21 protein-coding genes are annotated in these 17731 nt (G+C 71.5%); 10 read left to right on the forward strand and 11 right to left on the reverse strand.

What is annotated here, in order from left to right; translation table 11 throughout:
- Together ACY0I8_RS10425 and ACY0I8_RS10430 are read right to left on the reverse strand one after the other, a co-directional pair.
- Positions 1 to 270, reverse strand: a 270-nt coding sequence (locus ACY0I8_RS10425) for a dihydrodipicolinate synthase family protein (RefSeq protein ID WP_461394690.1), incomplete at its 3' end; no start/stop codon positions are given.
- A 206-nt stretch (positions 271 to 476) separates the two neighbouring features.
- Entirely contained in the window at positions 477 to 752 is a 276-nt protein-coding gene (locus tag ACY0I8_RS10430) for an FmdB family zinc ribbon protein (protein ID WP_459942286.1), read from the reverse strand.
- Between the two features lie 127 nt (positions 753 to 879).
- On the opposite strand from ACY0I8_RS10430, the gene ACY0I8_RS10435 reads away from it, so the two are divergent.
- Positions 880 to 1986, forward strand: coding sequence for a cation diffusion facilitator family transporter (locus tag ACY0I8_RS10435; protein WP_461394691.1), 1107 nt, complete (start codon positions 880 to 882; stop codon positions 1984 to 1986).
- Positions 1987 to 2226: 240 nt separating this feature from the next.
- Here the strand turns inward: ACY0I8_RS10435 and ACY0I8_RS10440 are convergent, their stop codons facing one another.
- Both ACY0I8_RS10440 and ACY0I8_RS10445 read right to left on the reverse strand, forming a co-directional pair.
- On the reverse strand, positions 2227 to 3309 hold the full coding sequence (locus tag ACY0I8_RS10440; protein ID WP_461394692.1) for a TlpA family protein disulfide reductase: 1083 nt from the start codon (positions 3307 to 3309) through the stop codon (positions 2227 to 2229).
- Between the two features lie 24 nt (positions 3310 to 3333).
- Complete coding sequence (locus ACY0I8_RS10445) at positions 3334 to 3783, reverse strand: universal stress protein (RefSeq protein ID WP_461394693.1); 450 nt, start codon at positions 3781 to 3783, stop codon at positions 3334 to 3336.
- A 95-nt stretch (positions 3784 to 3878) separates the two neighbouring features.
- Here ACY0I8_RS10445 and hpt point away from each other — a divergent pair, with 95 nt between their 5' ends.
- Both hpt and ACY0I8_RS10455 read left to right on the forward strand, forming a co-directional pair.
- Positions 3879 to 4403 carry a hypoxanthine phosphoribosyltransferase gene (hpt, locus tag ACY0I8_RS10450; RefSeq protein WP_461394694.1) on the forward strand — a complete coding sequence of 175 codons (525 nt, stop codon included), beginning with the start codon at positions 3879 to 3881 and terminating at the stop codon, positions 4401 to 4403.
- Positions 4404 to 4436: 33 nt separating this feature from the next.
- Complete coding sequence (locus ACY0I8_RS10455; RefSeq protein WP_459942281.1) at positions 4437 to 4550, forward strand: RCKP-type rubredoxin-like domain-containing protein; 114 nt, start codon at positions 4437 to 4439, stop codon at positions 4548 to 4550.
- A gap of 33 nt (positions 4551 to 4583) precedes the next feature.
- On the opposite strand, the gene ACY0I8_RS10460 is transcribed toward ACY0I8_RS10455, so the two are convergent.
- A complete protein-coding gene (locus ACY0I8_RS10460) occupies positions 4584 to 5282 on the reverse strand; it encodes a phosphoribosyltransferase (protein ID WP_461394695.1) in 699 nt (232 codons plus the stop codon).
- A gap of 247 nt (positions 5283 to 5529) precedes the next feature.
- On the reverse strand, positions 5530 to 6066 hold the full coding sequence (locus tag ACY0I8_RS10465) for a hypothetical protein (RefSeq protein ID WP_459942279.1): 537 nt from the start codon (positions 6064 to 6066) through the stop codon (positions 5530 to 5532).
- Between the two features lie 238 nt (positions 6067 to 6304).
- Here ACY0I8_RS10465 and ACY0I8_RS10470 point away from each other — a divergent pair, with 238 nt between their 5' ends.
- Positions 6305 to 6727: a hypothetical protein gene (locus ACY0I8_RS10470; RefSeq protein WP_461394696.1), complete on the forward strand. Its 423-nt coding sequence runs from the start codon at positions 6305 to 6307 to the stop codon at positions 6725 to 6727.
- A gap of 3 nt (positions 6728 to 6730) precedes the next feature.
- On the opposite strand, the gene ACY0I8_RS10475 is transcribed toward ACY0I8_RS10470, so the two are convergent.
- Positions 6731 to 7654: an RluA family pseudouridine synthase gene (locus ACY0I8_RS10475; protein ID WP_461394697.1), complete on the reverse strand. Its 924-nt coding sequence runs from the start codon at positions 7652 to 7654 to the stop codon at positions 6731 to 6733.
- A complete protein-coding gene (locus ACY0I8_RS10480) occupies positions 7651 to 8481 on the reverse strand; it encodes a bifunctional transcriptional activator/DNA repair enzyme AdaA (RefSeq protein WP_461394706.1) in 831 nt (276 codons plus the stop codon). Before ACY0I8_RS10480 ends, ACY0I8_RS10475 begins: the two co-directional genes overlap by 4 nt.
- A 167-nt stretch (positions 8482 to 8648) precedes the next feature.
- Between ACY0I8_RS10480 and ACY0I8_RS10485 the strand changes: the two genes are divergently transcribed.
- A complete protein-coding gene (locus ACY0I8_RS10485) occupies positions 8649 to 9827 on the forward strand; it encodes a class I SAM-dependent rRNA methyltransferase (protein WP_461394698.1) in 1179 nt (392 codons plus the stop codon).
- Positions 9828 to 9841: 14 nt separating this feature from the next.
- On the opposite strand, the gene ACY0I8_RS10490 is transcribed toward ACY0I8_RS10485, so the two are convergent.
- The gene (locus ACY0I8_RS10490) at positions 9842 to 9976 is read right to left on the reverse strand and encodes a hypothetical protein (RefSeq protein WP_461394699.1); all 135 of its coding nucleotides are present in this window, start codon (positions 9974 to 9976) and stop codon (positions 9842 to 9844) included.
- On the reverse strand, positions 9973 to 10458 hold the full coding sequence (locus tag ACY0I8_RS10495; protein ID WP_461394700.1) for a hypothetical protein: 486 nt from the start codon (positions 10456 to 10458) through the stop codon (positions 9973 to 9975). Before ACY0I8_RS10495 ends, ACY0I8_RS10490 begins: the two co-directional genes overlap by 4 nt.
- A gap of 56 nt (positions 10459 to 10514) precedes the next feature.
- Between ACY0I8_RS10495 and ACY0I8_RS10500 the strand changes: the two genes are divergently transcribed.
- The gene (locus ACY0I8_RS10500) at positions 10515 to 10736 is read left to right on the forward strand and encodes a hypothetical protein (protein ID WP_461394701.1); all 222 of its coding nucleotides are present in this window, start codon (positions 10515 to 10517) and stop codon (positions 10734 to 10736) included.
- A 23-nt stretch (positions 10737 to 10759) separates the two neighbouring features.
- Positions 10760 to 11860 (forward strand): type IV pilus twitching motility protein PilT, encoded by a 1101-nt coding sequence (locus ACY0I8_RS10505; RefSeq protein WP_461394702.1) that lies wholly within the window; start codon positions 10760 to 10762, stop codon positions 11858 to 11860.
- Between the two features lie 18 nt (positions 11861 to 11878).
- Here ACY0I8_RS10505 and dnaJ read toward each other — a convergent pair whose 3' ends face one another.
- A complete protein-coding gene (gene dnaJ / locus ACY0I8_RS10510) occupies positions 11879 to 13030 on the reverse strand; it encodes a molecular chaperone DnaJ (protein ID WP_461394703.1) in 1152 nt (383 codons plus the stop codon).
- A 239-nt stretch (positions 13031 to 13269) separates the two neighbouring features.
- Between dnaJ and ACY0I8_RS10515 the strand changes: the two genes are divergently transcribed.
- From ACY0I8_RS10515 to ACY0I8_RS10525, 3 genes are all read left to right on the forward strand, one after another.
- Complete coding sequence (locus ACY0I8_RS10515; RefSeq protein WP_459942269.1) at positions 13270 to 14889, forward strand: acyl-CoA synthetase; 1620 nt, start codon at positions 13270 to 13272, stop codon at positions 14887 to 14889.
- Between the two features lie 608 nt (positions 14890 to 15497).
- Complete coding sequence (locus tag ACY0I8_RS10520) at positions 15498 to 16892, forward strand: FAD-binding oxidoreductase (protein ID WP_461394704.1); 1395 nt, start codon at positions 15498 to 15500, stop codon at positions 16890 to 16892.
- Between the two features lie 21 nt (positions 16893 to 16913).
- Positions 16914 to 17402, forward strand: a complete 489-nt coding sequence (locus ACY0I8_RS10525) for a universal stress protein (protein WP_461394705.1) — start codon at positions 16914 to 16916, stop codon at positions 17400 to 17402.
- Positions 17403 to 17731 lie beyond the last annotated feature (329 nt).

Raw genomic sequence — 17731 nt, forward strand, 5'->3', positions numbered from 1 at the left:
GTGGCGGGTGAGGCGGATCGCCTCGGCCGTGCTGTTCGAGCCCGTTCCCGCGATCACCGGCACCCGGCCGCGGGCCTCGTCCACGGCGATGTCGATCACCCGGTTGTGCTCCTCGTGGCTCAGGGTGGCCGACTCGCCGGTGGTGCCGCAGGGCACGATGCCGTCCACCCCCTGCTCGATCTGCCAGTCGATCAGCCGGCGGTACGCCTCCTCGTCCACCTGCCCGTTCCGGAACGGCGTGACGAGCGCCGTGATGGTGCCGCGAAACATGGGAATCCCTCCTGCGTGCCTCTTCGCTTCGGGTGGGGGCGAACTCTACCAACGGGTCCGGGGCAAGTCAAAACGCGCGCCCCGTCGCCGCCCCCCTGAACCCTTTGGGATGCCGGCCGGTTCGGGCTCGAACGGCCCGTCCCCCAACGCGAACGCGGGAGCCCTCGGGCTCCCGCGTTCGCGTGGATCCGGTCTGTGCCTGCGGCTCAGTCGCTCGCCGCCGAGCAGGAGGAGCAAGACGCCTTCGATCCGCTCTCCGAGCAGGACGGCTTGTCGGCCTTTTTCTCGCTGGACTTTCCGTTCTTTCTGGCGTAATCGGTGAGGTACCAGCCCGAGCCCTTCAGGACGAAGGAGCTCTGGGAGATGAGCTTGTGCACCGGCCCCTGGCACCGGGGGCACTCGGTCAGGGGGGCGTCGGTGATCTTCTGGGTGACCTCGAACTCGTCGTTGCACCGGTCGCAGCGGTATTCGTAGATGGGCATGGTTCCACCTCCCACATCCAGGAATTCGGAAGCCTCCGGCTCCCGCGGGGCGCCATCTTATAACACCGGTGCCCCCAAGGGGCAACCTCCGCCGACCCTCCGCACCCTGCTCGGCACGGGGGAGGGGGTGACCCTGGGCGGCAGCCTGGTGAACCTGGTGCTCGTGGTCATCAAGGTGGCCGCCGGCGTGCTCGGCCGGAGCTCGGCCCTCGTGGCCGACGCCCTCCACAGCCTCTCGGACCTGGCCAGCGACCTCGTGGTCCTGGTGGGCTACCGGTTCGGGCGGCTCCCCGAGGACGACACCCACCCCTACGGCCACGGCAAGGTGGAAACCCTGGCGACCGCCGTGGTGGGAGCGATCCTCCTGGCCGCGGGGCTCGGCATGGCGGCCGGGGCGGCCCGCACGATCTGGGCCGGCGCCTCCGGGCCCGCCCCGGGGCTGTTGGCCGTTTTCGGGGCCGGTCTCTCCATCGCGGTCAAGGAGGGGCTCTACCGCTGGACCGCCGGGGTGGCCCGGGAGACGGACAGCCGGCTCCTCCTGGCCAACGCCTGGCACCACCGGTCGGACGCCCTCTCCTCGGTGGCGGCGCTGGCCGGGGTGGCGGGCGCGAAGTGGGGCTGGGAGTGGGCCGACCCGGCCGCGGCGGGCCTCGTGAGCCTCCTGGTGGCCAAGGTGGGCTGGGATCTGGGCTGGCAGGCCCTCCGGGACCTCGTGGACACCAGCGTGGAGCCGGGCACGCTCGAGCGGCTCCGGGGCATCGTGCTCGGGGTGGACGGGGTGCGGGGGCTCCACGGGCTGCGGGCCCGGCGGCTGGGCTCGGACCTCGTGGTGGACGTGGACATCGAGGTGGAGCCCGAGCTCAACGTGGTCCAGGGCCACGAGGTGGCCCGGGCGGTGCGGGCGGCCCTTCTCCGGACGGGCCACAACGTGCGCGACGCCATGGTCCACGTGGAGCCCGTGGGCGCCCGCGACGGCCTGTACGCCCCCTCGGCCCGCAGCGAGGTGGTGGCCCGGAGCGAGGCGCTCGCGCGGGAGGAAGCCGGGGTCATGGGGCTCCACGGGACCCGGGTGGTGCCCCTGGAGACCGGCTACCTGCTCAACCTCGACATCGAGGTGCAGCCCGACCTCACCGTGCGCGAGGCCCACGCGATCGCGCACCGGATCAAGGAGGCGATCCGAAGCATCCCCGGCGTGGCCGATGCCGTGATCCATGTGGACGTGCACGGGGAGTGAGGACGACGCGGCTTCGAGGCAACCTCCGCTGGGAGGCTGGGAGGCTGGAACGCTAGGATGCGAAAATCTTTTCTGATTTGAGCGTCCCCATCCGTCCCCCCTTGTGGGAGCGGCTTCCAAGCCGCGACGTCCGTTCTTTCGGGCCTTTGGCCCCGACCGTGGCGTGGATGCCGCTCCCATACCGGCCCATGTCCCGGGCGGTGGGGCGGCCGACGGCCATAGACCGTTCACCCGCCGACTTCACCCCCCCGAACCGAGTTTGCCGAGGAGCTCCGCGCTCCGGCGCACCTCGTCGAAGATGAGGGCCGAGCTCATGGTGGCGCTCGTCACGGCGTCGGTCTCCGGGTCGAAGGAGAGGGCCCGGCCGGGGCGCCCGTCCAGGATCCTCGCCATCCGCTCCACGTCCGCCTCGGACCAGGGCTCGTTGCCGAATTTCGTCACGTGGATCGGCTCGAACCCTCGGACCGTTCCCCGGGCGTCGAGGGCAATCAGGAAGTGCACGGCGTGGCACACGTCGCACACCGGATCGCGGCTCGAGATCCGGGCAAAAAGATCAAGCTTCTCCCCGTCCGGCGCCACGGCCCGGTAGAACCGCACCCCTTCCACCTCCACCGGCTCCACCTCCACGGGCCGGCCCACCACGCGAGAGAGGAACGCCCGGGCCCGCTCCGCCTGCTCCTTCCGGGTGAGCCCCAGCGGTGGGTGATGTTCCGTCCCCTCCTCCGGGGTCCATTTCCGGGCGAGGTCGGCCCGGCCCTCCAGAATCACCCGGGACCGGGCCAGAACCTCCGTGTCGCCCTGGAGGCCCAAATGGAAGTCGGCGAGCACCCAGTTTTGGCCCCGTCGCAACAGGAACAGGGTGAACGGGGTCCCGCCGGGATCCCCCAGGTCCATCCACCGTTCGAACAGGGGGTCGGCGGCCATCGGGTACACCGCTCCGAGCTCCTGCCGGAACTTCCGAAGATCCTGGGGCCGGTTGCCCACTCCCACCGCCAGGATGCGCACCCTGCCCGCGAGGTCGCCCTCCTGGACCCGGCGGTACACCTCGGCCAGGTAGGGCACCTGCCGCTGGCAGGTGAGGCAGAACTGGTTGAAGAACTCGAGGATCAGAAGATCGCCCGGGATCTCGGACAGCCGCACCGGTCCTTCCCGGCGATCGAGCCCCAGGGCCGCGTAGTCCTCGGGCGCCACGAGCGCCGGGAACTCGAAATCGGGAAACGGCTCACCGATCTGGTGATTCAACGGTCCGCGGCCCCCCGCGGCGAGCACCTGCGCCGCCATGGCGACGGCGACCAATCCAGCCCAAAATCCCCTGTGTCCCATGGTTCCTCCGTTACGAAAACACCCTCACTCCACCGGACCCTTCACCACCATGACGGGTTGGTCGGCCATCCGGAGCACCTTCTCGGCCACGCTTCCAAACACGGCCCGTTCGAACCCCGAGCGGCCGTGGCTCGCCAGGAGGATCATGTCGGCGCCCACCTCGGTGGCGTAATCGCAGATCACCCGGGCAGGCTTGCCGTACCGGACCTCCCGGACCACCGGCAACCCGGCCAGATCCTCTCCCCTGAGATAGTCGTCGAAGGCTCGCTGGGCCCACTGCCGGACCTTCTGCTCCAGTTCCTTCCGGTCGGGCAGTCGCACGTGAAAGGCGCTGGGCAGCTCGTACTCCGGAACCACGTGCACGAGGTGGATCTCCGCCCCGCACCCCTTGCCCAGGCGCACGGCCGCCCGCAGGGCCCGCTTCGAAAACGGGGAAAAATCCACGGGAACCACGATACGTCGAAACGAGTCCATGGTGGCCTCCGCCCATCCCCCTGTGGTAGAAACCGCCCCACCCGAGGCCCTGCAAGGGTATCTTCCGTTTCGCGACCGTCAACCCGAGGTGAACCGTGCGACTCGTGTACTCCCCCGAGGCGATTCGGCAGGCCACGATCGAGCTTGCAGCCGCGATCAATAAGGACTATAAAGGTCGTCAAATCCACCTGATCGGGGTCCTGAAGGGGGCGTTCATCTTCCTCGCCGACCTGATCCGGTACCTGGAAGTGCCCTGTTCCGTGGACTTCGTGCGGCTGTCGAGCTACGGCTCGGGCACCGTGACGAGCGGCCACGTGAAGGAGCTCCTGCCGCTCCAGGACCCGATCGAGGGCCGCCACGTAATCGTGGTGGAGGAGATCGTGGACTCGGGCACCACGCTCTCCAAGCTCCTGGCCGATCTCGAAGCCCGACACCCGGCGAGCCTCAAGGTGTGCACGCTCGTGGACAAGACGGGCCGGCGCGAGGTGGAGATCCCGGTCCACTACCGCGGCTTCCACCTGGAAGACGGGTTTCTCCTGGGCTACGGGCTCGACCTGGACGAACGGTATCGGAATCTGCCCGGCATCTACGTGATGGAGGAGGGGGACGAACTCCCTTGATGTTGGGCCCCAACCCACCGAAGGAGGTGCGTCATGGCGACCTGGGTATGCCCCGACTGCGGTTACGAGCGCGATTCCCGCTGCAAGCCGAAGAAGTGCCCCACCTGCGACAAGCCGGTACAGTTCACGAAGAAGGAAGAGAAGTAGCTCCGGAAGGGGGCGGCCGAAGGGCCGCCCCCTTCAGCTCGCGCCCCCTCCCTTACCCCGAAACACCCCGAGGATCTCGCGAACCTCGTCCTCCCCCACGTCGTACCAGTTCGCGTAGGCGTCGGCCACCGCAAACGGCGTGCCCTCCCGCAGGTTCGCCACGACCACCCGGGGGACCCGGGCCGCAAGACGGCGCGCGGCGTCCACGTGGGCCGTGGGCACCGCGACGGTGATCGGGCCGGCCCCCAACCGGCCCAGGGCCAGGACGGCCGCTTCCATGGTGACCCCCGAGGCCAGCCCGTCGTCCACGAGCACCACGGGCCGGTCCCGGACATCCGGGGGGTCTTCGGTTCCGCGAAGCTCCCGAAGGCGCCGGGCCACCTTCCGCCGGGTCCGGGCGACGCCCCGCTCCCTCTCCTCCGGGTCGATCCGGAGCCACCGCACCATGGAATCGTTCACCAGCACGCTTCCGTCGAACGCCACGGCCCCATAGCCGACCTCGGGGTTCCAACCCGGGGTGATCTTGCTCACCACGGCGAGATCCAGGTCGAGCCCCAGCTCCCCGGCGATCCGGGCCGCCACCGGTACCCCGCCGGCCGGGATCGCAAGCACCAGGGCCGGGCCCCACCGAAGGTCTCCCAGCATCCCCGCCAGCACCCGGCCCGCCTCGGCCCGATCCCGAAACACCCGCACCCGGTTTCGCAACTCCTCGAGGAACTCCACACGCCCCATGGTATTCCTCCGGCGGCCAAGTAGACACGATCGGGGCCATGGGGCCTGCTGGAGCGCCGGGCGCGGCCCCTTACCTCGCCGCGCCCTCACCACGCCCGGATCGCTTGGGAACCTCCGGAACGCCCGCCACCGCCGCCCCGGGCTGCCGAGCCGATAACGGCATGGAGAGGCGCGGCGATCGGGTGCCGCACTCGCGCCCGGCCGGAAGCAGGCCCCATGGCCCCGCGATCTCCTCGCGCGCCTCTATTCAGTCGAGCCCCAGCAACGGGTACGCCCGGCGCTCCTCCCGGCTCCACAGGGACAGCCCGGCCCGGCCGCCCACGGTCTCCACCGCCACGATGAAGTCCGGGTCGTCGAAGGTGACCCGCCCCGGCCGGCCCCGGGCCGCCAAGGATTCCAACAACACGGCGTCGAGCCGCTGCTCCTCCTCCTGGCTGGAAAGCCGCTTCTTGTACCCCCGGCGGTGCATCCGCACGTGGAACGTTCGGCCCTCCAGCGCGTCCACCCACCGGAGCACCGCTTCCCGGGACCGGTCGCGGAACTCCTCGGCCGAGCCGAAATCGAAGGCCGTGTCCGCCGGGACGACCCGGGCAAGGCAGGCCACCAGTCCCGGCGCGTCCCGGCCCATGGCCGTGAGCTCCTCCAGGACCCGGCGGGGCTCATCGGCGGCCAAGACCAACACGTTGTAGTACCCGGTCTTCTCCACCCGGCCCCATCCGCCCAGAAGGTCGAGGGCCCGGGCGAACCGCCCCTCCTGCACCGTCGCCACCACGTTCCAGTCCATCGGAAACCTCCTGGGGATCGGGCGGCCGAGGACAGTCCGAATGGGCGGCGCCGCAGCGTGGCGGCCTCCCCCTCTCTTCTCCCGCTTGGGCGACGCCGCCCAGCCGCCTAGCCAAACCCAGCCTAGCGCGCCCGCTCGGGGACTCAAGGGCTTGTGGACCCGCAGAGAGTCTGGAATCCTCTCCGGTACCGTGGGCCTCGTTCGCGGCGCAACCACCAAACCCGGGAGGAGTCAACCGGTGCGCAAGGCCCGGCAAGCCGGCGACGGCCGGTGGTACGTGGTGGAGACCGAGGGGGGCATCGACCGGATCCGGCCGGCCGACTGGGGGCCCGACCGGAACGGACACTGGCCCGTGGTGGAGGTGGAAGCCCGTTCCCTCGGGGTCGAGATCCCGTGCCCGGCCTGCGGCACACCCTGGACGCTGGAGGAGATGGACTTCGTGTTCGGACGGGCCTGCCGCCGGGACAACGACCTCCTCGCCCTGGTGCGGTGCCGGCACTGCCGGTTGCCCCAGCGGGTTCGGGGGGTGGGGTTCGTGACGGCGTACCCGCGGATCGTCCGACTGATGGAGGGGTGGTCTTCCTGGCCGCGCCGCGAGCGGGAGTTTCGGGCGGAAGAGTTCCGGCTCTTTGGGCCGGAAGAAGAGGACGACGGGCCGTGAAGGCTACCCCGGCCCGGGTTCCCCCGGGACTCGGGCGAGCGCCCGCCGCCACGCGGCCGGGCCCAGCAGCTTCCGGGCCGCGGCCCGGAAGTCCTCGGGCGGGGGGGCGACGATCCGCAGGGGCTCGCCCGTGGCGGGGTGGGGGAACCGGAGGGCCAGGGCGTGGAGCATCTGGCGGTGGACCGTGAGGTCTCCTACCCGGTTGGGCCCGCCGTACACCGGGTCGCCCAGGATCGGGAACCCCTCCCGGGCCAACTGGATCCGGATCTGGTGCATCCTTCCGGTGCGGGGCCGGGCGGCCACGAGGGCCACCCCGCCCCCCCTCGCCAGGGTTTCGAACCGGGTTTCCGCGCGCAGGCCGCCGGAACGCACCACGTGGACCCGCCCCTGGCCCTCCCGCAGATGGGAAACCACGTGGAACGTCCCGGGGGGCTCGCCCTCCACCAGGGCCAGGTACGTCTTCTCCACCCGGCGCTCCCGGAACAGCCGGGCGAGCCCGGCCCCGGCCTCCGGCGTCTTGGCCAGCAGCAGCGCCCCCGTCGTGTCGAGGTCCAGCCGGTGCACCAGGACCAGGGGGGAGCCCCGGCGGGCCGCGAGCACGCCTTCCACGTGGTTCCGGCGGGGATCCCGGGTGGGCCCCGAGGGGATCCCGGGGGGCTTGTTCACCGCCAGGAGGCGGTCGTCCTCCCAGACCACCGGGATCTCGGGGGGCTCGGCCGGCTCCGGGGGGGCCTCGGGCTCCACCTCGACCCGCTCCCCGCCCCGCAGTACCCGGGACGCCATGATCTCGACCCGGCCGTTCACCCAGACCCGGCGGCCGTCGATCCACCGCTTGGCCTGGCGCCGGCTCGTCCCGGGCAGGGCCTCGGCCACCAGGCGATCGAGCCGTTGGCCGGCCACGCCCTCGATGGTGATCCGTTTGCTCATCGGCTCGCCGTCCATTCCCGGGCCAGCATGACCCGCTTGCGGGCCTCACCCCACCGGTATCCCCCGAGCCGGCCGTCGGCCCGGAGCACCCGGTGGCACGGAATCAGGTAGGCCACCGGGTTCGTGGCCACCGCCCGGCCCACCGCCCGGGCGCCCCCGGGCCGGCCCAGGGCCACCGCGAGATCCCCGTACGTCACCGCCGCCCCCGGGGGGATCCGGAGGAGCGCCCGCCAGACCTGGACCTGGAAGTTCGTGCCCCGGACCCAGAGCCGGATCTCCCGGGGCTCGGGGCCGAAGGCCGCGCGCACCACCTCGGCCGTCGCGGCCGGCGCCTCGACCCACCGGGCGTCCGGGAACTCCGCCCGGAGCTCCCCCAGGACCTCGCCGGGCCCACCCGGGCCGGCAAACCGCAGCCCGCACACGCCCCGAGGAGTGAGGGCCACCACGGCCGGACCGAACGGCGTCGGGTGCACACCCCACCGGATCTCCAACCCGGCGCCGTGCCGGCGGTACTCGCCGGGGGTCACCGCCTCGAGGGTCACGAACAGGTCGTGGAGCCGGCCCGGACCGCTCAGGCCCACATCCCACGCGGTTTCCAACACCGAGCGGGACCGCCTGAGCCGGTCCTTGGCCCGCTCGGCCGTGAGGTGTTGGAGGAACTGCTTGGGAGTGAGCCCGGTCCACCGCCGGAACAGGCGCTGGGCGTGGTAGGGGCTCAGGCCCAGGTGCTGGGCCAGGGCCCGGAGGGACGGATGGTCCTCCGCCCTCGTTTCCAGGAACCGGATTGCCCGCTCCATCCTCTCGTAGTCGCGTTCGGGGTGTTCCATCGGGATCTCTCCTGGGGGGCTCGACCACGCAGCTTTCCCCCTGCATACCCCGAAGGCGGCGCGCACCGAAACCCGGATCTTGCGGCGGGCCTCGGTCGCGGTGGACACGCCCGCCCCCTCCCGGGTACAAGCTCCCTTTCCCCACCCCTTCCGTGAGGAGAGGCTCCGTGGCCCCAATCGTTCGCCTCAAACCCCGGGCCCGCCGGCGCGTGGCCGGGGGCCACCGCTGGGTGTTCTCGAACGAGATCGACGGGTTCGACCGGTCCATCCCCCCGGGGGAGGACGTGGTGGTGGTGGACCACCGCGACCGCGTCCTGGGGTCCGGCACCTTCAACCCCCGCAGCCTGATCAGCGTGCGCCTCCACGCCCCGGGCGAGGAGCGGCCCCTCGACGGGGCCTTCCTCCGGGACCGGGTGGGCCGGGCCGCCGCCCGCCGGCAGGCCTGGCTCGGCCCCGAGGGAGCCCGGGCCTGCCGGGTCGTCTTCGGAGAGGCCGACGACCTGCCCGGCCTCGTGGTGGACCGCTACGGCGACCACCTCTCGGTGCAGCTCCTCACAGCGGCCATGGACCGCCGCCGCGACGAGGTGCTCGCGGCGCTCGGGGAGGTGCTCGCCCCCCGGGGGATCGTGCTCCGGAACGACGCCCGGGCCCGCGCCCTCGAGGGATTGCCCCTCCAGGTGGAGGTGGCCGGCGAGGTGCCCGACGCGGTCCGGTTCCGGCTGGGGGAACTCATCCTCTGGGCCGACCTGCGAGGGGGCCAGAAGACCGGGTTTTTCTTCGACCAGCGGGAGAACTACCGCCTGATCCGGCCTCTCTGCCCCGGGGCCCGGGTGCTCGATGCCTTCTGCTACTCCGGAGCCTGGGGGCTCCACGCCGCCCTGTGGGGAGCCCGGGAGGTCGTCTGGCTCGACGCCTCGGCCGCGGCCCTCGAGATGGTCCGGCGAAACGCCCGGGAGAACGGCCTCGAAGCCCCCCGGACCGTGGAGGCCGACGCCCTGGGGTTCCTGAAGGACGCGGCGACACGGGGCGAAACCTTCGACCTCGTGGTGCTCGACCCCCCGGCCTTCGCCAAGTCCCGGCGCCACGTGCCCGAGGCCCTCAAGGGATACCTCAACCTGAACAAGTGGGGCCTTCGCGCGGTGCGGCCCGGGGGCCATCTGGTGACCTGTTCCTGCTCCCACCACGTGCGGCCCGAGGCGTTCGTCGAAACCGTGGCCCTCGCCGCGGCCGCGGCCGGCCGCGGCGTGCGGGTGGTCGGCTCGGGCGGGCAGGGCCCCGATCACCCCTGGCTCCCGGCCATGCCGGAGACCTCCTACCTCAAGGCACTCCTCCTGCAGGTGGACTGACGGGGCCGGCCGGCTCAGCCGTCGTCCGGCCCGCCCCCTTTGCGGAAGGCCGCCTCCAGCACGCACCCCTCCGCCCCGGCCTCGCAGGGCGCCCCGCGCCGGGTGCACCGCCCCCGGTCCTCGTGGGGGCAGCCCCAGCCGCCGCTCATTTCCCCGGTTTCGGACCGGACCCGGCGCCGGCGCCCCAGGTCGCGGCGTTCACCCTTTGGTTTTCCCACAACACCTCCACGGCCGCCCCGGCCAGGCGCAGGGCGGCCTCCCAGTCCGGCCGGATCGCGGCGCGGTCACACCGGGCCGTCGCGGCCCGAAGGTCCTCCAAGAACCGCATCGCCTCCTCCACCAGGGTCCCCGAACGCCGGAGGAAGGCCATGCGCTCCCCGGGCGTGCGGGCCCGCCGGAACCCCTCGGCATCGTCTGCCGCCGCCCGGACGAAGGCCCGGGCCCGGGCCCGGAACCCCTCGCCGCATCGGCCTTCGATCGCCTCGAGCTTGGCGGCCAGGCCCGCGGCGCCGGCCAGGGTGACCCAGGCGAGGGAGCCCCCCGCCGGGGTCGGCCGCCCCCGCTCCAGGCTCTCCACCCACTCCAACGCGGCCCGCTCCCAGGGGAGCCCCGCCGTCGGTTCCTCGCTCAAGATTCCCTCCCTTCCGGCCGATCGGGCATCCGGCACCCCCAAGCTTCGGAGGAACCGTGTCCGCGCCTCGCACCCCCCGCGTCGTGGTGAGCCCCCAGCCGAACCGCTGCGGGCGCTGCGGCCACGACGAGCTTATCACCTCGGTGTACCCCACCGGAACCGAACGGGTCTGGCTCACCTACTGCCCGGCCTGCCGGGACCTCAGGCGCCAGGCGGCGATCCCGGAGTGGTTCGTGAACGGACTCCCTGCGCCGGGCCCGGTTCTTCCTCCCCACTGACGCCGTCCGGAGGAAAGACACACATGGAACGGGAAACCTTCCACAAGGTTCTGGCCGCGGCCATGAAGGCCGGGGCGAGCGACATCCATCTCAAGGTGAACACCCCCGTGCTGTTCCGGGTCAACGGGGTGCTCCAGGAGGTCAAGAGCCCCCTGCTCACCCCGGCCGACACCCGGGCCGTGGTGGAGGCCATCGTGGCGGGCTCCCACCCGCCGGTGGACGTGGAGGCGATCCGGGAGTGGGACGGGTCCTACTCGGTGAACGGGGTGGGCCGGTTCCGGGTCAACGTGTACCGCCAGCGCAACACCTACGCGGTGATCCTGCGGGTGATCCCCTTCGAGGTGCCGACCCTCGACAAGCTGGGCCTGCCCCCGGTCTTGAAGGAGATCGCCCTGGAGGAGCGGGGGCTCGTGCTCATCACCGGGGTCACCGGGAGCGGGAAGAGCTCCACCCTGGCCGCCCTCATCGACCACATCAACGAGCACAAGCGCTGCCACATCCTGACCATCGAGGACCCGATCGAGTTCATTCACCGCAACAAGAAGAGCTCGGTGAGCCAGCGGGAGATCGGGCTCGACACCCCCGACTTCAACCGGGCCCTACGGGCGGCTCTCCGCCAGGACCCCGACATCATTCTTGTGGGGGAGATGCGCGACACCGAGACGATCGACATCGCCCTGCGGGCGGCCGAGACGGGGCACCTGGTGTTCAGCACGGTGCACACCACCGACGCCGCCAAGACCGTGGGGCGGCTGATCAGCGTGTTTCCCTCGGCCGAGCAGAACATGGTCCGGATCCGGCTGGCCGAGAACCTCAAGGCCACGGTGAGCCAGCGGCTCCTGCCCCGCAAGGACGGCCGGGGTCGGGTGGCCGCCCTGGAGATCCTGCGGATGACGAAGCACATCGAGGAGTGCATCAAGGACCCGCTCAAGACCCACGAGATCAAGGACGTGATCGAGGCCGGCCGCGACACCTACGGCACCCAGAGCTTCGACCAGCACCTCATGGACCTCTACGCGGCCGGGGTGATCTCGTTCGAGACGGCCCGGTCGGCCGCCACGAACCCCTCGGATTTCGAGCGGGCCGTGCTCCTGAACTCCGGGGGAAAACTGCCGGACGGCTGAGGGGTCCGGGCGGCGCGCCTACCGCCCACCCCCGAAGAACGCCCGCACCCAGTCCTTCCATCCGCCGTGGTGTTCGTCGGCGCCAGGCGCCGCGACCCCGGCCAGGGCCGAGCGCAGCGCCTCCTTCTGCTCCCGGGAGAGCCCCGTGGGGGTGGCGACCCAGACCTGGAAGTAGAGGTTCCCCCGCATGCCCGGGTGGCCCAGGACCGGCACGCCCTTACCCCGCAGCACCTTGACCGTGCCCGACTGGACCCCCTCCTCGACCCGGATCCGGAGGGGCTCGCCGTCGGGGCCCTCCACCTCCACGTCGCCGCCCTCGATGGCCTGTAAGAGATCGATCCGCAAGGGGGCGAACAGGTCGGCCCCCCGGCGCTCGTAGAGCGGGTGCTCCTCCTCCCGGAGCTGGATATAGAGGTCCCCGGGCACGCCGCCGGGGATCTCCTCTCCGGCCCCCTCGACCCGGATCTGTTGGCCGTCCTCCACCCCCGGCGGGATCCGGACCTCCACCACCCGCTCCACCCGGGTCGAGCCGGCCCCGTCGCAGGCCGGGCACGGCCGCTCGATCCGGCGGCCCTCGCCCCGGCAGTCGGGGCAAGGGGTCGTGGACTGGATCGTGGTGAACCCCTGGCGCACCACCTGCATCACCATGCCCCGGCCCCGGCACGTGGGACAGGTGCGCACGTCCTCCGGGTCGGCCGCCCCCGAACCCCCGCAGGCCTCGCAGGGGGCGGGTTTTCGGACCTTGATTTTCCGGGTTCCCCCCCGGATGACCTCGGCCAGCGTCACCGTCATCTCGTGCCGGAGGTCCCGGCCGCGGCGAACCCGCGAACGCGGCCGGCGGGGGCCGAACCCCATGCCGAACCCCAGATCCCCGAAAATGTCCTGGAAGGCCGAGAAGATGTCCTCAAACCCGCCGAACCCGTGGTGCACGCCCCGGGCGTCGAGCCCTTCCTCCCCGTAGGCGTCGTAGAGGCGCCGCTTCTCCGGGTTCGAGAGCACCTCGTAGGCCTCGGCGCAGAGCTTGAACTTCTCCTCGGCCTCCTTGTCCCCCGGGTTGCGGTCGGGGTGGTACTTCAGGGCCATCCGGCGGTAGGCCTTCTTGATCTCCTCGGCGCTCGCCCCGCGGTCCACCCCGAGAATGGCGTAGTAGTCCTTTCCCATCGTTCGCATCCCCTCGCGCCGCGCTCGCGTTCCGGCCGCCGGGAAAAAGATGCCCCTACATAAGGGCGGCGCCCCGGCGAGTCAAGCCGCGCCCCTTGCAAACGGCGCAGGTTCCGCTACGTTCTTCCGGCCATGCGCCCGCGCCGGCCCGGCGGGGGCTCCCACGGGGGAATGGTCTCCTCGGGGGCGGTTTTGCCCCGTCCACCGCCGGGCCGCCACGAAACCCCGCGACACCCGGAGGCGCTCCCATGCTCGAGCCCGGCCGCACCTACGAAGAGGTCGTCTCCCGGTTCCGGTGGCGGATCCCGGAACGCTACAACATCGCGGTCGACGTCTGCGACCGCCAACCCCCCGATGCCCTGGCCCTGGTGTACGTGGACGGCGCCGGGCGGGAGACCCGGTACACCTTCGGCCAGCTCGCCGAGCTGTCGAACCGGCTGGCCAACGCCCTGACCCACCGAGGGATCGGCCGAGGCGACCGGGTGGGGATCCTCCTGGGGCAGAGCCCCGAGACGGCGATCACCCATCTCGCCGTGTACAAGTTGGGGGCCATTGCGGTACCCCTCTTCACCCTGTTCGGGCCCGACGCCCTGGAGTACCGGCTGGCGAACAGCGGCGCCAGGGCCGTGGTCACCGACCCCGAGGGGCTCCCCAAGGTGCTCGGCCTCCGGGACCGGCTGCCCGAGCTCGCCCACGTGTTCGTGGTGGGCGACGAGACCCCCGGGGGCGCGCTGCCGTTCTGGGCCGAACTCGAGGCGGGCGCGGCCGGGTTCGACCCCGCCGACACCCGGGCCGGCGACCCCGCCCTGATCATTTACACCTCGGGCACCACGGGCCCCCCCAAGGGGGCCCTCCACGCCCACCGCACGCTCCTGGGGCACCTGCCCGGGGTGGAGTTCCCCCACGAGTTCTTCCCCCAGCCCGGGGATCTCTTCTGGACCCCGGCGGACTGGGCCTGGATCGGCGGGCTGATCGACGTACTCCTGCCCAGTTGGCACCACGGGGTGCCGGTGCTCGCGTTCCGGGCCCGGAAGTTCGACCCTGAGGAAGCGTTTTTCCGGATGGCCCGCCACGGGGTGCGAAATGCGTTTCTCCCGCCAACGGCCCTTCGGATGATGCGGCAGGTGCCCGACCCGGGCCGGTTCGGAGCCCGTCTTCGCACCGTGGGAAGCGGCGGCGAGTCCCTGGGGGAGGACACCCTGGCCTGGGGCCGCGAGGCCCTGGGGGTCACAATCAACGAGTTCTACGGCCAGACCGAGGTCAACCTGGTGGTGGGGAACTGCGCCAAGATCCTGGAGGTCCGGCCGGGATCCATGGGCAGGCCCGTGCCCGGCCACACCGTGGCCGTGATCGGCGAGGACGGCAGGCCCGTGCCGCCGGGGGAGATGGGGGAGATCGCGGTGCGCCGGCCCGACCCCGTGATGTTCCTGGGGTACTGGCAGAACCCCGAGGCCACGGAACGCAAGTTCACCGGCGACTGGTGCCGCACCGGGGACCTGGCGAAGATGGACGAAGACGGATATCTTTGGTTCCTGGGCCGCGCCGACGACCTCATCCTGAGCGCCGGGTACCGGATCGGCCCCACCGAGATCGAGGACTCGCTCATGCAGCACCCGGCCGTGGCCCGGGCGGCGGTGATCGGCAGCCCCGACCCGGTGCGGGGCGAAGTGGTGAAGGCCTACCTGGTTCTGGCCCCGGGGCGCGAACCCACGGAGGACCTGGCCCGGGAGATCCAGGAGCACGTCCGGACCCGGCTCGCGGCCCACGAGTACCCCCGGAAGATCGCGTTCGTGGACGAGCTGCCCATGACCGCCACCGGGAAGATCAAGCGCGACGTGCTGCGGCGGTGGGACCGGGAGGGCCGTTGACGTCCCGGGAAGCTCCGTAGGCGGCGAGGCGCGGCCTGTTCGCGGCCCACTGACGCGCGTAGGCGCTGGCGGGCGGGGCAAGGGGCCTCCCGGAGAGCCGGGTGCGGCCCCCGCAAAAAGCCGCGCAGTGCCTCCGACGCTCGCACCACGAACCCGCCGCGTCTCGGCGGATAGGCGATGGGGCAACCGCCCCTGGCTTGGGCTGCGCGGCGGTTCGGGTGCCGGCACTCGCGCCCGGCCGGAGGGAGGCCCCTTGCCCCCGAACCGGGGGCGATCGACGCCGTGTCAGTTGGGAGCTCCGGTAGGCCGCGGGGCGCGGCCTGTTCGCAGAAACAATAGCTTCTGCCTCGGCCGCACGGTGGGCCGCCGCGGTCTGGACCACGGGACCGGAGACCGTGCCAGGTGCCAGAGGACAGGCGACAGAGGACCGGGGGTTCCCTGACCTCTGACTTCTGAATTCTGGCCCCTGACCCGGCGGCCGCTCCCACGGGTTGGCCGGCGCGATGACACCGGGATCCCGATGTTCTTAGCCGCCTAGCCGAAGTTGCTTGCAAGCGGGTCTCCCCGGCCCGTGAGCCCTGGTGTCCCTTGGTTGCAAAGGAGATCCCATGTCCCATCCCCGCGTGACCCCCGAAGACGTGGCGTACCTCAAACAGGCGATCGGGGAGAAGCACGTCTCCACCGGCGAGTCGAACCTCGATCTCCACTCCAAGGACGAGTCGTACCACGAGCCCCACCGGCCCGACGTGGTGGTGTGGCCCCAGAAGACCGAGGACGTGGTCACCGTGGTCAAGCTGGCCAACGAACGGGGGTACGCGGTGACCCCCTGGTGCGCCGGCACGAGCCTCGAGGGGAACCCCATCCCGGTCCACGGCGGCATCGTGCTCGACTTTAACGAGATGAACCGGATCCTGGAGATCCGGGAGAAGGACCTCCAGGTGGACGTGGAGGTGGGCATCGGGTACCGGGAGCTCAACGAGCAACTGCGCCACTACGGGCTCTTCTTCCCGCCCGACCCGGGGGCCTGGGCCGCCATCGGCGGGATGATCGGCAACAACGCCTCGGGGGTGCGCACCGTGGCCTACGGCGCCACCCGGGACTCGGTGCTCGGCCTAGAGGTGGTGATGGCCGACGGTCAGGTGCTCCGCCTCGGGAGCCGGGCCATCAAAAGCTCCTCGGGGTACGACCTGATCCGCCTCCTCGTGGGGAGCGAGGGCACCCTGGGCATCGTCACGAAGGCCACCCTGCGGCTGCGGGGGCTTCCGCCCGAGTACCTGACCGTGGTCGCCACGTTTCCCTCGATCCACGCGGCCTGCGAGGCGGTGAGCGACACGATCCGCTACGGCCTCAACCCGGCGGCCCTCGAGCTCATGGACGACGCCGTGGTGGCCGAGATCAACCGGGACCGGAAGATGGACCTCGAGGAGAAACCCATGCTGTTCCTCGAGTTCCACAACGTGAACGCGGCCGCCCTGGAGAGCCAGTACGAGATGGTGGAGGGGGTGCTCGCCGAGCACGGCGCCGTCCGGATCGACCGGGGCATCGGCGCCGACGAGCGGGTGCGGCTGTGGGAGGCCCGCCACGGGGCCCTGGAGTCCATCAAGCGCAATCACCCCGGCCGGGCCGTGCTGCTGGTGGACACCTGCGTGCCGATCAGCCGGTACGCCGAGATGGTGGACCACGCCAAGGCCGCCGTGGAGCGGGAGGGGGTGACCGGGTTCTTCTGGGGCCATGCCGGCGACGGCAACCTCCACCTGGGCCTCCTGTTCGACCCGGCCGACGCCGCGGCCAAGGAGGCGGTGCAGCGGGTGAACCGGGCCGTGGTGGAACACTCCATCGCGATCGGGGGCACCTCCACCGGGGAGCACGGAGTGGGCATCGGGAAGCTCCCCTTCATGGAGTCCGAGCACGGCGCGGCCCTGGAGTACATGCGCCGGATCAAACGGGCCCTTGATCCCAAGAACATCCTGAATCCCGGGAAGATGCTCCCGGGCCTCGGCTGATCCCCAAAGGAGGAACTCGCGATGCTCCCGGACATCAAGACCATCCTGTTCGCCAGCGACCTGTCCCACCGGGCCCCCGACGCCTTCCGTTGGGCCATGAGCCTCGCCCAGCGCTACGACGCCAAGATCGTCATCGTCCATGCCCTGGAGCCCCTCACGCCCATGACGAAGAGCATGGTGGACGTGTACCTGCCCAAGGACGTGAGGGAGAAACTCGAGGCCGAGGGGCGGCAGCGGATCGTGGAGCGGGTGAGGGAGCGGCTGGAACTGTTCTGTCAGGAAGAGACCTGCACCGACCCCCAGGGCCGCGACCGGGTCAAGGAGATCCGGATCGTGGAGGGACGGCCGAGCCAGGCCATCCTCGACGAGGCCGAGCGGTGCCAGGCCGACGTGATCGTGATGGGCTCCCACGGCCACTCCGCCGTGGGCGAGGTGCTCTTGGGCTCGGTGGCCCATCGGGTGACCCAGCGGGCCAAGGTGCCCGTTCTGATCGTCCGGCACACCGACTGAGCCGAGGGCAGGGCCGGCGCCGCCGCGTCCGGCCCCGCTCGTGCGCGGAGGCGAAAGCCCCAGGGCCGGAAAACCCGAAGGGGGCCGCCACGTGGCGGCCCCCTTCGGGCAGGAGGAGGAAGATGAGGAGAGGCTCTCGCGGCGCGTGCCGGCGCTGCCACCCGCCGGCGGTGTGTCGTGAGTGCGTCGCCTACGGTGCCTATCCTACCGGGTCAATCTTAGAAGGACTTTAACGGCACATTAAAATTCGATGAAATCGGCGGCCGCGCCGGTCACAGCCCCGAGGGGCGCAGATCCTTGGGGAACGAGGCCGCATACCGGAGCACGAA

The sequence above is a fragment of the Deferrisoma sp. genome (assembly GCF_054681715.1).